Genomic DNA, 14,892 nt, shown 5'->3' with positions numbered 1-14,892 from the left:
CCAGGCGAAAAATCCGATAAGTCGCGGCGCGTCAGCGCCCGACTTATCGGACAAAAAGGAGCCGCCCCCGCAAGAAGCAGGAGCGGCCCCAAAGAAAAGTGCCGGCGTTACTGATCAGCCCGTCGAGCCACAATCCGCCGCACGCTCAAGGTACGCATAGCCGCATCCCACCCGCGCCCCATCGAGAGCGCCGCCCCGCTGGAGCTGTTCGAGAACGCCGTCCGCCACCGCCGGAGTACCGACGGGGGCAGGAAGCGGGCCAGAAGCCGTACCTTCCGCGTGGCGTTGGAGGCGAACGCCGACTCCACCGCCGTGATCGCCGACCGCAACTCCCGCCCGGTGAGAGGCCGCCGCGCGTAACGGGCGTGCTCCTCCACCGTCGAGATCAGGCGGGCCCCCGAGGCGGCCTGCTCCTGCAGCCGTTCCTTCACCACCAGGCGTTCCACGGTCGCCCGCGGGGTTTCGGCCTCGTCGATCGGGACCCGGTAGTCGACCATCGTGTCGATGAGCTCGTCCCAGGCCTTGTGCGCATCGTTCCGCGCGGTTGTCAGCGTGCCCTCGTCCGGGATGACCTGCATCGCCGGGCCGTCGCCGACCGGCGTGGCCATCGGTGTCACGGTCGGGCCGAAGCTCAGCCTGTGCCGCCGGGTGCGGGAGCGGGAGAACGCCGGCGCCGCCAGCAGCAGCAGCGCCACGATCACCGCGAAGAGCGTGATGCCCGCCGCGCTCAGGACGAAGTCCTTCACGATCGTGCCGAAGGAGTCGCCCGTGCCGCCCGACTGGCCCGTGGTGTCGCCCGGGTTGTTGTGCGGGTCGGCGGCCTGCGGGGCGGCCGAGGTGTCGGTCTGCGGGTTGCGGTCGTTGCCCGGCCGGTCGACCGAGTCGTCGCCGGTCACGGCGCCCGCGGCCGGCAGGTACGACGCCGTCACCGAGCCGCTGATCTGGGTCGACGGGGTCGCGTCGAAGGGCAGCCAGCCGTACCCGGGGAAGTAGACCTCGGTCCAGGCGTGCAGGTTGAAGTTGGTCAGCGTCATCGTGTTGCCGTTGCGCGTGCCGCCGCGGGCGAAGCCGAAGGCCACCCGGGCCGGGATCTTGGCCTCGCGGAGCATCCAGCCGAAGGCGGCCGCGTACTGGGCGCAGTAGCCGCGCTTGTTGGTCAGGAAGTCGGCGATCTTCGTGCCGCTGGTGTCGGGGCCGGTGGTGATGTCGTACACGAACCCGTTGTCCGGCGAGAAGAAGTCGTAGATCGCCTTGACCTTGTCGTACTCGTTGTTCTTGCCCTTGATCAGCTCGTCGACCTTGCTCTTGACGAACGGGTTGCTCGGGGCCGTGGCCAGGTCCTTGAGCAGCGGGTCGGAGAGGTTGACGGCCGGGGCGCCGCGCAGCTGGTCCGGGCTGATGTCCGGCCGCTGGTACGTGATGTTGAAGGTCTTCTTGGCGGTGTTGTCCTTCGTGGAGTACACGACGGCGGTCTTGGCATCGAACGCCCACTGGTTGCTCAGCTTGTCGATCTTCGAGGGCCACGTGTAGATCGGCATGAAGCTGATCGCGAGCTCGTTGGTGACCTCGATCTTGGCCGTGTGCGTCTCCGCCTTGACCTGCGGGCCCCACTCGGGCTTGCTGAAGCCGTTGCTGACGGGCGCGCCGCCGGTGATCGGGCGGGCCGCGAAGCCCTTGTTGTTGAGGTCCTCGAGCACGTTGAAGCGCAGGTAGAACGGGTGGTCGTCGTCGTTGTTGGTCACCTTGACCATGTCGAACGGCTTGTCCCGGGTGAGCTGGCCGGACAGCAGCGCGAACATGCTGACCGACTTGCCGTTCTTGCCGTTGCCGACCCCGGCGCCCCCGCCGCCGGCCCCGGTGCCGAGGCTGTCGAGCACGCCGGCCGGCATCGCGAACGGGACGAACGGGATGAGCACGGCCGCGGCCACGCTGATCGCGCCGAGGCGCTGGCCCGCGGCCGCGAGCGGCGAGGGCTCCCACAGGTCGACGTCGCGGCCGTCGCCGGTGAAGCGGCGCCCGAAGCGGCGGACCCGGTCGACGTTGTCGGTGACCAGCAGCCACAGGAAGCCGATGGCGCCGAGCGCGAAGGGGAACCACGCGGTGGTCTCGGTGTCGACGGTGACCGGCACCGAGTAGATCGCGAGCATCGGCAGACCCGCGAGCGCGGGCCGGCGCAGCACGACCGCGAACAGGTCGACGAGCAGCGCGACCGCGGCGACGCCGAGCGTGGCGAGGAACAGGAAGCCCTCGCGGTCGCCGACGGGCGTGGCGTACTCGCTCATCTCCTCCGACGCCGTGCGCAGCAGCTGCCCGAAGTGGGCGATCGTGCCCGGCGAGGGCAGGATGCCGAGGAACTCCTCGTGGCTGCGGTACAGCCAGGTCAGCGACAGCAGCGCCGCCAGCGCCATGGCCGCCGTCGGGGCCCACGCGGGCGCCCGCAGGCTGCGCACCAGCAGCCCGACCCCGCACATGACGGCCACGACGAGGAACGCCCGGATGGCCCAGGTGTAGTGGTCGAAGACGTTGATCAGCGGCAGCGACGCGAGAAACGCCGACCCGGCCGCGATCAACGTCAAATGCTTGCGCTGGTTCACCTGGCCCCCCAGACAAAAGACTTCAACGCACTCCTCCGGCGACGCTTTCAGCCGACGCGGCCCGCCAGGCGAAGCCCTGCGAACCGCGGCCGGTCTGCGGCCACAGCCCGGAGAGCTTGGCCCCGTGCGGCACCCCGACGACCCGCCAGCCGCTGCGCAGCAGCGCCAGCGACGCGACGCCCCGCGCCTTGTCCGCCTCCTCGCGCGCCGCCGTCGGCAGGTTGAGCCACGTCGAGGAGTCGATGAACAGCGCGATGCAGGTCGCGTTGTTGGTTCGGAACCCGGCCAGCAGCTCGGCCTCGGCCGAGGACAGCAGCCCGAAGATGCCGATGATCAGGCCGCCGTCGCTGCGCCGGCGGACGCGCTCGATGAGGGTGGCGATGTCCCCGCGCTGGGCCAGCCGCACGTCGGCGAGCTGGTCGAGCAGGGGGCCGTCGCCGTCGATCTCGGTCGCGTCGACGTCCACACCGGCGTCCGTGACGAGCCGCATCTTGTACCCCGCGTGCCGCAGATGCACCGCGATGCTCGCCGCCGCGGACACGGCCCACTCGAAGCTCGCCGTCGGGCCCTCGCCGCGGTGGGCGGTGGAGCGGGTGTCGAGCACGACCGTCGCCCGGCTCTCCCACGGCTGCTCCTCGCGGCGCACCATGAGCTCGCCGGTGCGCGCCGTGGAGCGCCAGTGCACGCGGCGCAGGTCGTCGCCGTAGCGGTACTCCCGGGTGGCCGCGTCGTCCTCGCCGTGCACGGCGACGGAGCGGGCCCGGCTCTCCCCGGACCCGGCGAACTCGCCGGCCAGGCGCACCGACGGCAGCGCCACGACCTGCGGGATCACGGTGAGCCGGTCCACGGACGGGAAGGCCCGGGTCAGCTCGCACAGCCCGAACGGGTCGGTCAGGCGCACGACCAGCGGGCCGACCTCGTAGCGGCCGCGCACGTCGGCCCGCACGGTGTACGCCACCGAGCTGGCCTGGTGCGCGCCCAGCTTCTCCAGCACCAGCCGCGGCCGGCTGCCCAGCGCGTAGGGCAGCCGGTCCTCCAGCAGCATCGTGCCGGTGGGCAGCCGCGAGAGGTTCTGCAGCCGCAGGATGACCCGCGCGCTCGCGCCCACCTGGACGCGGTGCGGGTCGAGCGTGCGGCTGCAGGAGAGGCGGTAGCGGGTCCGCCCCACATAGGCCGCCGAGAGCAGCGGCAGCGCGGCGAGCAGCAGGGCCACCCGCAGCAGGTCGCGTTCGCCGAGGATCAGCGCGGCGATGAGGGCCGCTGCGGCGGCGGCCAGGAAACTACGACCCCGGGTGGTGAGCCCCCGCAGCGCCTCTCGCATGCTCAGCGGCCCCCGTACTGCTGGGGCCGCTGCTGCTGCGGTTGCGGCCGGGTGTCGTAGGGCGAGCGCGGTTGCCGGTCGGACGGCAGGGGCAGGCGGTGCACGAGCTCGGCGATGATCGCGTCGGTGGTGCGCCGGGACAGCTGGGCCTCGGCGGTCGGGATCACGCGGTGGGCGAGCACGGGCACGGCGAGCGCCTGCAGGTCGTCGGGGAGGACGAACTCGCGGCCCTCGATGGCGGCGACGGCCCGGGCGGTGCGCAGCAGCTGCAGCGTGGCGCGGGGCGAGGCACCGAGGCGCAGCTCGCCGGACTCGCGGGTGGCGGTGACGATGTTGACCGCGTACTGCTTGACCGCGTCGGCCACGTGCACGTCGCGGACCGTGGCGATCATCCGGCGCATGATGCTGCCGTCGGAGACCGGTGCGAGGTCGTCCAGCGCGTCGTGGCGGCCGTGGACGTCGAGCATCGCCAGCTCCGCGTTCATGTCCGGGTAGCCCATGGCGATGCGGGCGGTGAACCGGTCGCGCTGGGCCTCGGGCAGCGGGTAGGTGCCCTCCATCTCGATCGGGTTCTGGGTGGCCACCACCATGAAGGGGATCTGCAGCGGGTACGTCGCGCCGTCGACGGTGACCTGCCGCTCCTCCATGCTCTCCAGCAGCGCCGACTGGGTCTTCGGCGACGCGCGGTTGATCTCGTCGCCGACCACGATGTTCGCGAACACCGCGCCGGGCTTGAACTCGAAGTCGCGGGTCTCCTGGTTGTAGACGCTCACGCCGGTGACATCGCTGGGCAGCAGGTCGGGCGTGAACTGGATCCGCCGGACCGAGCAGTCGATCGACCGCGCGAGGGCCTTGGCGAGTTTGGTCTTGCCGACGCCGGGAACGTCCTCGATGAGGAGGTGGCCCTCAGCGAGCATCACCGCGAGCGCCAGCCGCACCGTGGCGGTCTTGCCCTCGATGACCTGCTCGATGTTGGACACGATCGCATCGGTCGCGGCGCGGAACTCGGGCGCTGGTAGCGGCGCGCCGAGTTCCTCGAACGTGCGGTGCCTGGTCAACTGGCCTCCTCGTGGTCGTGCCGTGGCCACCGTTAGGTGTAAGACCCATAGGTGAACCGCCCGGTTGCAGAAAAACGTTGTCATCAGATTGCAACCGAGCCGTTGTTATCCCCTCAGGCTAGCCGGGGAATTGACAAGCCGCCGGACGCGAATACGTTGATATCGGACATCCCAGTCGACCAGTCGGCCGGAGTTTTCTGGCCGCGCCGACGTACCCGTCGAAATCTGCGCTAAACGGGCCTTCCCCGTGTCGGTCCGCGTCGATTGGGGCACACTGGGCAGGATGGATGCCGGGCAACTGCTCAACGGGCGGTACCTCCTCGCCGAACAGCTGGGCGAGGGCGGCATGTCCGTCGTGTGGCGCGCCCGCGACCTGGTCCTCGACCGCGCGGTCGCGGTCAAGGTGCTCAATTCCCGGCTGGCCGCGGACGACGACTGGCGCCGGCGCATCCGGCTCGAGGCGCAGGCGGCCGCGCGGCTGACCCATCCGAACATCACCAGTGTGTACGACTACGGGGAGACTTCGGATCAGGTTCCGTTCGTCGTGATGGAGTTGCTCCGCGGCCCGACCCTCGCCGAGCGGCTCCTGCACGGCCCGCTGCCGACGCCGGCCGCGCTGCGCATCTGCGCCGAGGTGGCCGCCGGCCTGGCCGCCGCGCACGCCGAGGACCTGGTGCACCGCGACGTGAAACCGGCCAACGTGATCCTCACGCCGGACGCGGCCAAGGTCCTCGACTTCGGCATCGTCGGCTTCGTCGGGGTGCCGGACATCGACGAGGGCTCCCCGCAGGTCCTCGGCACGCCCGCCTATCTGGCCCCGGAGCGGCTGGTCGCGGGCGAGATCACCACGGCGAGCGACGTCTATGCGTTCGGGCTGCTGCTGTACCGCTGCCTCACCGGCCGGCTGCCCTGGGACTCCGAGACCACGACCCAGATGGTCATGGCCCACATGACGGTCGCCCCGGCGCCGCTGCCGGAGCTGGCCGACCTCCCGGCCGACGTGCGCGAGCTGTGCATGCAGTGCCTGGCCAAGGAGCCGCGGCGGCGCCCGGAGGCCGTGGTGGTGGCGGCCCGGCTGGCCAGAGCGGCGGGCATCGTGCCGCGTTTTTCCGTGGTACTGCAAGAGCCCGCCCCCGGCACCGCCCAGCCCGACGACAGCACCGAACTCGTCGCCCTCCCACTGCTGCCGGGCGTCTCCGCGGACGCGACCGAGCCGGTCGAGCACCCGGGCGACCGCCGCCGGGTACTGCTCGGCGTGGGTGCCCTGGTCGCGATCGCCGCCCTGCTCACCGGCGTCGCGCTGCGCGGCTCCGGCGAGGAGCCGACCAGCACCGCCGACCCGCTCCGGCCGGCTCCCGTGATCACGCAGCCCGCCCCGTCGTCCGCGTCGTCCGAGCCCGCCCCGCCGGAGCCGCCGCCGAGCGCGGAGCCGGCGGCGACCGAGCCGCCGGCGAGCACCGCGGCGACCCCGGCCGGCGACGACCGGACCACCCCCGGCCGGTCGAGCACCAGCGTGACCACCGCGGGTGGCACCGTGGTCGCGCTCTGTGTCGGCCAGAAGGTCAGCCTGGTCGGCGTCTTCCCGGCGAGCGGGGCCCAGGTGGTGCGGGCCGACCTCGGCGTGCACACCAAGGCGCAGGTCGAGTTCCGCAAGCGGGGTGAGCGGCTGCGCTACGACGTCGAGTGCGCGGGCGGCGCGCCGGTCGCCACCGAGCATTAGCGCTCGGAAATGCCCTCGCGGGCTGCGGTACACTGCGGATATGACCCGGGTAGTCCGGCTTCTTAGCGAGCCGTGCTGACGCGAACACACCTCGCGAACAGCACGGCGACCCCTCCTGCGCGAGGGGTTTTTTCATGCCCGGACAATGTTGGGGAATTCCGAGACCCGAGGGTGGCGACGAAGTCATGAGCGAGGCAGTGACCGACGGGGCGGTCGACATCCCGCCGTACCGCTACACCGCCGCGATGGCGACGGACATCGAAGCGTGCTGGCAGGACTACTGGTCCGAGCACGGCACGTTCCACGCGCCGAACCCGACGGGCCCGCTCAGCGACCCGAACCACCCGCGCGCCGGGGCCCCGAAGCTGTACGTGATGGACATGTTCCCCTACCCGTCGGGCGCCGGCCTGCACGTGGGGCACCCGCTGGGGTACATCGGCACGGACTGCTACACGCGGTACTTCCGGATGGCGGGCTACAACGTCCTGCACCCGATGGGCTTCGACTCGTTCGGCCTGCCGGCGGAGCAGTACGCGGTGCAGACCGGTACCCATCCGCGCACGACCACCGAGGCCAACATCGAGCGGTACCGCAGCCAGCTGCGCCGCCTGGGCCTGGCCTACGACGACCGGCGCAGCGTGGCCACCACCGACACCGAGTTCTACCACTGGACCCAGTGGATCTTCCTGCAGATCTTCAACTCGTGGTTCGACGCGGAGCAGAACAAGGCCCGCCCGATCGACGAGCTGATCGCCGCGTTCGCCGACGGCTCCCGTCCGACTCCGGACGGCCGCGCCTGGGACGCGCTGTCCGCGGTCGAGCGCCGGAGGATCGTCGACGAGCACCGCCTGGCCTACATCTCCGAGGCCCCGGTCAACTGGTGCCCGGGCCTGGGCACCGTGCTGGCCAACGAGGAGGTCACCCCGGACGGGCGCAGCGAGCGGGGCAACTTCCCGGTCTTCAAGCGCAACCTGCGCCAGTGGATGATGCGAATCACCGCATACGGCGACCGCCTGCTGGACGACCTGGACCGGCTGGACTGGCCCGACAAGGTCAAGTCCATGCAGCGCAACTGGATCGGCCGGTCCCGCGGCGCGCACGTGGACTTCGCGACCGAGGCGGGCACCCCGATCCGGGTCTTCACCACCCGCCCCGACACGCTGTTCGGCGCCACGTACATGGTGCTGGCCCCCGAGCACGAGCTGGTCGACTCGCTGCTGCCCGCGGCCTGGCCGGACGGGACCAACGAGAAGTGGACCGGCGGCGCGGCCACCCCGGCCGAGGCGGTCGCCGCCTACCGCGCGTTCGCCGCGGGCAAGTCCGACGTCGAGCGGCAGGCCGACGCCAAGGAGAAGACCGGCGTCTTCACCGGCGCCTACGCGGTCAACCCGGTCGACGGCCGGTCCGTGCCGGTGTTCATCGCCGACTACGTGCTGGCCGGCTACGGCACCGGCGCGATCATGGCGGTGCCCGGCCAGGACGAGCGGGACTGGGAGTTCGCCGAGGTCTTCGAACTGCCGATCATCCGTACCGTGCAGCCGTCCGACGGCTTCGAGGGCAAGGCGTTCACCGGCGACGGACCGGCGATCAACTCGTCGTTCCTGAACGGCCTGGGCGTGGCCGAGGCCAAGGCGTCGATCATCGAGTGGCTGGAGGAGAACGGGCACGGCGTCGGCGCGATCACGTACCGCCTGCGCGACTGGCTGTTCAGCCGCCAGCGGTACTGGGGCGAGCCCTTCCCGATCGTCTACGACGGGACCGGGATGCCGATCGCGCTGCCCGAGGCGATGCTGCCGGTCGAGCTGCCGGAGGTCGAGGACTTCTCGCCGCGCACGTTCGAGGTCGACGACGCGGACAGCATGCCGGAGACGCCGCTGTCGCGGGCCAAGGAGTGGGTCGAGGTCACCCTGGACCTGGGCGACGGGCCGAAGACCTACACCCGCGAGACGAACGTGATGCCGCAGTGGGCCGGCTCCAGCTGGTACGAGCTGCGCTACCTGGACCCCGCGAACTCCTCGAAGCTGGTCGAACCGGAGAACGAGCGGTACTGGATGGGCCCGCAGCAGCCGGGCGACGTCGGCGGCGTCGACCTGTACGTGGGCGGCGTCGAGCACGCGGTGCTGCACCTGCTGTACGCGCGCTTCTGGCACAAGGTGCTGTTCGACCGCGGCTTCGTCTCCTCCGAGGAGCCGTTCCGCAAGCTGTTCAACCAGGGCTACATCCAGGCGTACGCGTACAAGGACGCGCGTGGCGTGTACGTCGAGGCGGAGAAGGTCGAGGAGCGCCAGACCGGCAAGTTCTTCTTCGGCGACCGGGAGGTCAGCCGGGAGTACGGCAAGATGGGCAAGTCGCTGAAGAACGTCGTCACGCCCGACGAGATGTGCGAGCGCTACGGCGCGGACACCTTCCGGGTGTACGAGATGTCGATGGGCCCGCTGGACGTCTCCCGCCCGTGGGAGACCCGGGCGGTCGTCGGCGCGCAGCGCTTCCTGCAGCGGGTCTGGCGGCTGGTCGTGGACGAGCAGACCGACGGCCTGCGGGTCACCGACGACGCGCTGGACGGCGAGACGCGCCGGCTGCTGCACCGGGTCATCGACGGCGTGCGGGTCGACATCGAGGAGATGCGCTTCAACACGGCCATCGCCAAGATGATCGAGCTGACCAACCGGGTCACCCAGATCTCGTCCGCGGGCACCCCGCGCGAGGTCGCCGACCCGCTGGCCCGGCTGATCGCCCCGTTCGCCCCGCACCTGGCCGAGGAGCTGTGGCAGCGGATGGGCCACGAGACCTCGGTGGCGTACGCGGACTTCCCGAAGGCCGACCCGGCCTACCTGGTGGCCGAGTCGGTGACGATCCCGGTCCAGGTCAACGGCAAGGTCCGGGGCAAGGTCGAGATCGCGGCCGACGCGGACGAGGACACCGTGCGGGCGGCGGCGCTGAGCGAGGTGGCCGAGCAGCTGGGCGGCAAGACCCCGAAGAAGGTCATCGTCGTCAAGGGCCGGATGGTCTCGGTCGTCGTCTGACCTGTCTGAACCAAGGGGCCGGCTCGAGTGCGAGCCGGCCCCTTCTTACATGGGCAGTCACGTACGATGTTCGCCATGAGCGCTGAGGCCGTGGGCATGCACATGCCCGCCGTGGTGACGCTCGCTGACCTGGCGGCAATGAACGCCGCCGATAGCAATGGCCACCGGTATGAGACCAGCCCTGAGGGGGTTCTCTCGGTCATGCCGCCCCCCGATTCGGAGCACGCGACGATCGCGAGCCGCCTTTTCGCGTGGCTGATCATTGCCGGTTGGCCACCCGAGCAGGTATTCCAGGTGGCTGGGGTGCGCATCCCGGGCCCGAACGGCGTCGGCGGCCGTATTCCCGACCTCAGTGTCTGGCGGACTCCGCCGCCGCGCGGCGTGTGGCTGTCCGCCGCAGGGCTCCTGCTGGTGGTCGAGATCGTGTCGCCGGGCTCCGAGGCGATGGACGAGGTGATCAAGCGGCGTGAGTACGCGGCCGCCGGCATCGCCCACTACTGGGTCATCAACCGGGACGCCGCACTGACGGCCGGGCTCAACCGCCTCGGCCCGGACGGCGAGTACGAGGAGTACGCCAAGATGCCGCTCGCCTGGCTGCTGCAGACGGCTCCGAGCGACCACCTCGGCTGACGAGCAGGAAGACCGGGCGCCTCGGGCGCCCGGTCTCTTGCACTACTTGGCGACCGCGGACAGCCGTTCGTTGCGCAGGGCCGTGGGCCAGCGGTCGTCGATCGGCTCCATGTTGGCCCCGGTCGCCCAGCGCAGCAGCAGGTCGGCGATGCCGGGGTTGCGGGCCAGGGCCGGGCCGTGCGAGTACGTGCCGAGGATCCGGCCGTTCCAGGCGCCCTCGGACTGCCCGTCGTTGCCGATCCCGGTGGTCACCTTCGCGAGGGGCTTCACGCCGGGGCCGAGCTGGGTGCGGCCGCCGTGGTTCTCGAAGCCGGTCAGCGTCGGCAGGCCCAGCGCCGGGTGCATCTCCCCGGCCAGCTCGCCCACGGCCCGGGTCTCGCCCCGGTTGGAGTCGATGTCGAGCAGGCCGAGGCCGGGGTACTTCGCGCCCTTGGCGAAGAACGAGTGCCCCATGAGCTGGTAGCCGGCGCAGACCGCGAACACCGTCGCGCCCCGCTCCACGGCCCGGTGCAGGCCGCCGTCGGTGATGAGCCGCTGGGCGGCCAGGGCCTGCGGGCCGTCCTCGCCGCCGCCGATGAGGTACACGTCGCCGTCGGTCGGGACCGGGTGGTCGGCCCGCACCTCGGCGCACTCCACCGGCAGCCCCCGCAGGTCGGCGCGGCGGGCCAGGATCAGCAGGTTGCCGCGGTCGCCGTACGTGGACAACAGGTCGGGGTACAGCCAGATCAGGCGCAGGTGCGACTCAGTTGACACGGTCCAGCTCCGCTCGGATGTCCTGGAAGGCGGTGTAGTTGGCGATGACCTCGAGCCGGCCCGGCGGCACCAGCGAGAGCGCCTGGCCGAACGAGCGCACGTGCTCGAACCGCACCTCGTTGACCTCCAGCCGCACCGCCAGGTCCATCGCCCGGTCGCCGGTGATGAGCACGCGGCGCCCGCGCAGCGGGGAGAAGTCGACGTCGTACAGCCAGGACGTGTCGAGCCCGTCGGGGTCGCGGGCGTTGAGGCCCAGCAGGGTGGGGACGTCCTCGGCCATGTCGAAGGACTCCAGCCAGCCGGCCGGGTTCTTGGCCAGCAGCAGCCGGATGACCCGCCCGTCGCGGTGCACGGTGGCGTAGCGCCCGGCCACCGAGGCGACCTTGGCCAGCTCCGGCACCGCCTTGGCGGGCGGGGCCCCGAAGTGCGCGGCGACGGCCAGGGCGGTCGCGGCGTTCGCGCGGTTCACCCGGCCCGGCAGCTGCAGGGTGATCTGGTGGTACGTCCCGGTGTTGTCGACCACGCCGTCCCCGCTGACCGTCCAGTGCGGCACGGGGCGGCTCAGGTTTCCCTGGACGCACGCCCACTGCTCGCCGGAGCGCTCGATGGAGGCGCCGCACTCCGGGCACACCCAGGAGTCGTCGTGGAAGCGCTGGCCGGCGGCGACCCAGGTGACCGGGGTGCCCTCGGCGACGGCCTTGTTCGCGGCCCAGACGACCATCGGGTCGTCGGCGTTGGCCACGATGTGCAGGCCGCGGCCGGGCAGCGCGTCGCGCCACAGGGCCGCCATCATGGCGACCTCCTTGGCCCGGTCGAGCTGGTCGCGGCTCAGGTTGAGCAGCGCGACGACCTTCGGTCTGGTCTGGTCGAGCACCTGCTTGAGGTAGTGCTCGTCGACCTCGAGCACCGCGTAGGGGGTGGCGCCGGCCTTGGCCAGCGCCGAGGTGTGCCCGGTCGGCATGTTGGCGCCCAGGCTGTTGGTGGCCACGTCGCCCAGCACGCCCATCGCCGCGGCGGTCAGCCGGGTGGTGGTCGTCTTGCCGTTGGTCCCGGAGATCAGCGCGATCTCCCGGCCGGCGGCGAGCTCGGCGAGCAGGTTCGGGTCGACCATGAGGCCGATGCGGCCACCGATGACCGATCCGTCTCCTCGCCCGGTGGCGCGTGACAGCGCGGCGGCACCGCGCGACAGTGAGGTGGCGAGCTTGGCCCGCATCGGCAGCTTGTTGTCCGTCATCTCGCTTCCACGGTGTCCGGGGATGCGCTGACCCTACCTGGATCGTGCCTCGGCCCCAATCGGACCACCGTCCTCCACAACCATCCCCAAAGTCCCCCCACTTCGCTCCACCGCGGCCCCCGGACGCGCCGAGCGTGCGGGGATGTCCGCCCAAGCGGGCGTTATGTCCGGATTCTGGGGCAGGGGGAACGCCCTCCGCCGATCGGGCACGCCCGGGCTCCTCCACCCGGCCCCACCCCGTTTGACGTGGGAATTCTTCACGGCGCTCGCAGCCGGATCAGGGTGTTTTCCGTTGACGGTGGAGGGAAGTGGAGTACAGTGGAGCGCGATGGCGGAGCCGGGGGGCTCGGCCGGCCCCGGGGGGACCGTTCGCGGTAGGAGGGGGGTGGATGCTCCGTGTTTCTGGGCACCCACACTCCTCGCCTGGACGAAAAGGGCCGGTTGATCCTGCCGGCCAAGTTTCGGGACGAACTGGCGGGAGGTGTCGTGATCACCAAGGGGCAGGAGCGCTGTCTGTACGTGTTTCCGGGCACCGAGTTCGCCCGGATCGCCGAGCAGCTTCGCGCCACACCGATGACGAACAAGGCGGCCCGTGCCTACAGCCGGGTGTTCTTCGCCAGCGCGCACGACGAGGTTCCCGACCGCCAGGGCCGGGTCACCATCCCGCAGCATCTCCGCGAGTATGCCGGGCTGGACCGCGACCTCGTCGTGATCGGGGCGAGCACCCGGGTGGAGATCTGGGACCGGCAGGCGTGGGACACGTACCTCGCCGACAGCGAAGAGGACTTCGCGGGCATCGAGGAGGGGGTGCTGCCGGGAGGGCTGTGAGGTCCAACTGCAGTTACCGACTTTGAGGCCGCCGTACCGGCAGCTCTCCAGCCGCTCAGCGTTATCCGAGGTCCTGACGCCACTTCCCCGGCGCCAGGGCGGAGGGGCGGATGGGGAGCTGGCGGTACGGCGCTCGCGCAACTGGGCAGGGCAACACCACGGCGGGCCGCGAACCCGCCGCCGGCAGGGGGTCGACGATGGGGGAGCGGGACGTTCACGTGCCCGTGCTGCTCGAGCGCTGCCTCGAGCTGATGGCCCCCGCGCTCACCCGGCCGGGCGCCCTGTACCTCGACGCCACCCTCGGCCTCGGCGGGCACGCCGAGGCCGTGCTCACCGCACATCCGCAGGCCCGGCTGCTGGGCCTGGACCGTGACCCGCAGGCCCTGCGCCTGGCGGGGGAGCGGCTGGCGCCGTTCGCCGACCGGATCCGCCTCGTGCACGCCGTCTACGACGAGCTGCCCGAGGTCCTCGGCGACGAGCGGATCGACGCCGGACTGTTCGACCTGGGCGTGTCGTCGATGCAGCTCGACGAGGCCGGGCGGGGGTTCGCCTACGCCCAGGACGCACCGCTGGACATGCGCATGGATCAGACCACCGGCACCACCGCGGCCGAGGTGCTCAACACCTACAGCCACGGCGAGCTGGCCCGGGTCCTGCGCGTGTACGGGGAGGAGAAGTTCGCCTCCCGCATCGCCGCTTCGATCGTCCGGGAACGGGAGAAGACGCCGCTGTCGAGCTCGGCCCGCCTTGCCGAGCTGGTCCGCGACGCCATCCCCGCGCCCGCCCGGCGCACCGGCGGGCATCCGGCCAAACGCACCTTCCAGGCGCTGCGCATCGAGGTCAACCGCGAGCTCGCGGTCCTCGAGCGGGCGATCCCCGCGGCGCTCGACGCGCTGCGGCCCGGGGGCCGGCTGGTCGTGCTGTCGTACCACTCGCTCGAGGACCGCCTGGTCAAGCAGGCGATCACCGTGCGGACCCGCTCGACCGTCCCGGTCGAGCTGCCATTCGAGCCGCCCGGCAGCGAACCGGAGCTGCGGGCGCTCACCCGGGGGGCCGAGCTCCCCGGTGCGGCCGAAACGGCGGCCAACCCGCGCGCGGCGTCGGTGCGACTCCGCGCGGTGGAACGCAAGCAACGCCCGGATCCGTCTGGGGATCGGGCGCGAAATACCTTGGGGGAGGTGTGATGAACGTGACGACACTGCCGAGTGATCGGCAGAGTAGGAGTCAGCGGGGCGTGCCGCGGTCGGGGGGCCGGACCACGGAGCCGCGACGGGACCACCGGACCGACGGTGCGACGGCACTGCAGCCGGAGCACGAGACCACGAACGAGATGGTGGTACTCCCGGCGGGCAGCCAGCCCGCGAACGAGGGACGGACGCCGCCGGCCGAGAGGCTGCGGGCGGCGCCGCCGGCACCGGTCAGTGCGCCGCGGGCGCCCTTCGTGGCGCTGGTGCTCGTGCTGGTGCTCTCCGGCGTGGTGGGCATCCTGGTGCTCAACACCCGGATCGCCGAGAACGCGTTCAAGCTCGACGCGTTGAAGACGAAGCAGGCGGGCCTCGACCGCGACGAGGAGCGGCTGCGCAGCGATCTGGCCAACAAGGAATCGCCGGTGACGCTCGCGTCGCGGGCGAAGCAGCTGGGGCTCGTGCCGTCGCGCACGCCGGCCTTCCTGGTGCTGCCGGACGGGACCAAGCTCGAAATGCCGGGGCCGAGCAAGTAGGTCAACGGTCC

Annotated in this window: 11 protein-coding genes; 6 read left to right on the top strand and 5 right to left on the bottom strand. The window is 71.5% G+C overall.

Translation table 11 applies throughout. The annotated features are described in order from the left end of the window. Positions 1-107: 107 nt before the first annotated feature. From ACQPZ4_RS42420 to ACQPZ4_RS42410, 3 genes are read right to left on the bottom strand one after another with little or no spacing between them, the layout of a single operon-like run. Positions 108-2,594, bottom strand: a complete 2,487-nt coding sequence (locus ACQPZ4_RS42420) for a transglutaminase TgpA family protein (protein ID WP_433049491.1) — start codon at positions 2,592-2,594, stop codon at positions 108-110. A 22-nt stretch (positions 2,595-2,616) separates the two neighbouring features. Next, entirely contained in the window at positions 2,617-3,915 is a 1,299-nt protein-coding gene (locus tag ACQPZ4_RS42415) for a DUF58 domain-containing protein (RefSeq protein WP_433049488.1), read from the bottom strand. 2 nt (positions 3,916-3,917) lie between these two features. Beyond that, complete coding sequence (locus ACQPZ4_RS42410) at positions 3,918-4,973, bottom strand: AAA family ATPase (RefSeq protein ID WP_433049485.1); 1,056 nt, start codon at positions 4,971-4,973, stop codon at positions 3,918-3,920. A 283-nt stretch (positions 4,974-5,256) separates the two neighbouring features. Between ACQPZ4_RS42410 and ACQPZ4_RS42405 the strand changes: the two genes are divergently transcribed. The 3 genes from ACQPZ4_RS42405 to ACQPZ4_RS42395 all read left to right on the top strand — a co-directional run bounded on the left by ACQPZ4_RS42405 (position 5,257) and on the right by ACQPZ4_RS42395 (position 10,346). Next, the gene (locus tag ACQPZ4_RS42405) at positions 5,257-6,693 is read left to right on the top strand and encodes a serine/threonine-protein kinase (RefSeq protein ID WP_433049482.1); all 1,437 of its coding nucleotides are present in this window, start codon (positions 5,257-5,259) and stop codon (positions 6,691-6,693) included. 185 nt (positions 6,694-6,878) lie between these two features. Then, a complete protein-coding gene (gene leuS, locus ACQPZ4_RS42400; RefSeq protein WP_433049479.1) occupies positions 6,879-9,716 on the top strand; it encodes a leucine--tRNA ligase in 2,838 nt (945 codons plus the stop codon). 75 nt (positions 9,717-9,791) lie between these two features. Then, positions 9,792-10,346: a Uma2 family endonuclease gene (locus ACQPZ4_RS42395; RefSeq protein WP_433049476.1), complete on the top strand. Its 555-nt coding sequence runs from the start codon at positions 9,792-9,794 to the stop codon at positions 10,344-10,346. A gap of 42 nt (positions 10,347-10,388) precedes the next feature. On the opposite strand, the gene ACQPZ4_RS42390 is transcribed toward ACQPZ4_RS42395, so the two are convergent. Both ACQPZ4_RS42390 and ACQPZ4_RS42385 read right to left on the bottom strand, forming a co-directional pair. Then, positions 10,389-11,099 carry a type 1 glutamine amidotransferase gene (locus ACQPZ4_RS42390; protein ID WP_433049473.1) on the bottom strand — a complete coding sequence of 237 codons (711 nt, stop codon included), beginning with the start codon at positions 11,097-11,099 and terminating at the stop codon, positions 10,389-10,391. Continuing rightward, complete coding sequence (locus ACQPZ4_RS42385; protein WP_433049470.1) at positions 11,089-12,333, bottom strand: MurT ligase domain-containing protein; 1,245 nt, start codon at positions 12,331-12,333, stop codon at positions 11,089-11,091. Before ACQPZ4_RS42385 ends, ACQPZ4_RS42390 begins: the two co-directional genes overlap by 11 nt. A gap of 396 nt (positions 12,334-12,729) precedes the next feature. Here ACQPZ4_RS42385 and mraZ point away from each other — a divergent pair, with 396 nt between their 5' ends. From mraZ to ACQPZ4_RS42370, 3 genes are all read left to right on the top strand, one after another. After that, positions 12,730-13,161: a division/cell wall cluster transcriptional repressor MraZ gene (gene mraZ / locus ACQPZ4_RS42380; protein ID WP_433049467.1), complete on the top strand. Its 432-nt coding sequence runs from the start codon at positions 12,730-12,732 to the stop codon at positions 13,159-13,161. 197 nt (positions 13,162-13,358) lie between these two features. Further along, positions 13,359-14,345, top strand: a complete 987-nt coding sequence (gene rsmH, locus ACQPZ4_RS42375) for a 16S rRNA (cytosine(1402)-N(4))-methyltransferase RsmH (RefSeq protein ID WP_433049465.1) — start codon at positions 13,359-13,361, stop codon at positions 14,343-14,345. Between the two features lie 50 nt (positions 14,346-14,395). Further along, positions 14,396-14,881 (top strand): hypothetical protein, encoded by a 486-nt coding sequence (locus ACQPZ4_RS42370; protein WP_433049462.1) that lies wholly within the window; start codon positions 14,396-14,398, stop codon positions 14,879-14,881. Positions 14,882-14,892 lie beyond the last annotated feature (11 nt).

Origin of the sequence: Dactylosporangium sp. CS-033363 (genome assembly GCF_050942475.1) — a bacterium.
GTDB lineage: Bacteria > Actinomycetota > Actinomycetes > Mycobacteriales > Micromonosporaceae > Dactylosporangium.
This window is presented reverse-complemented; position numbering and strand designations above follow the sequence as displayed.

Coding starts and splice junctions, on each gene's coding strand:
- ACQPZ4_RS42415 (WP_433049488.1), bottom strand. CDS start 3,915: ATGCGAGAGGCGCTGCGGGGGCTCACCACCCGGGGTCGTAGTTTCCTG.
- ACQPZ4_RS42405 (WP_433049482.1), top strand. CDS start 5,257: ATGGATGCCGGGCAACTGCTCAACGGGCGGTACCTCCTCGCCGAACAG.
- leuS (WP_433049479.1), top strand. CDS start 6,879: ATGAGCGAGGCAGTGACCGACGGGGCGGTCGACATCCCGCCGTACCGC.
- ACQPZ4_RS42395 (WP_433049476.1), top strand. CDS start 9,792: ATGAGCGCTGAGGCCGTGGGCATGCACATGCCCGCCGTGGTGACGCTC.
- ACQPZ4_RS42385 (WP_433049470.1), bottom strand. CDS start 12,333: ATGACGGACAACAAGCTGCCGATGCGGGCCAAGCTCGCCACCTCACTG.
- rsmH (WP_433049465.1), top strand. CDS start 13,359: ATGGGGGAGCGGGACGTTCACGTGCCCGTGCTGCTCGAGCGCTGCCTC.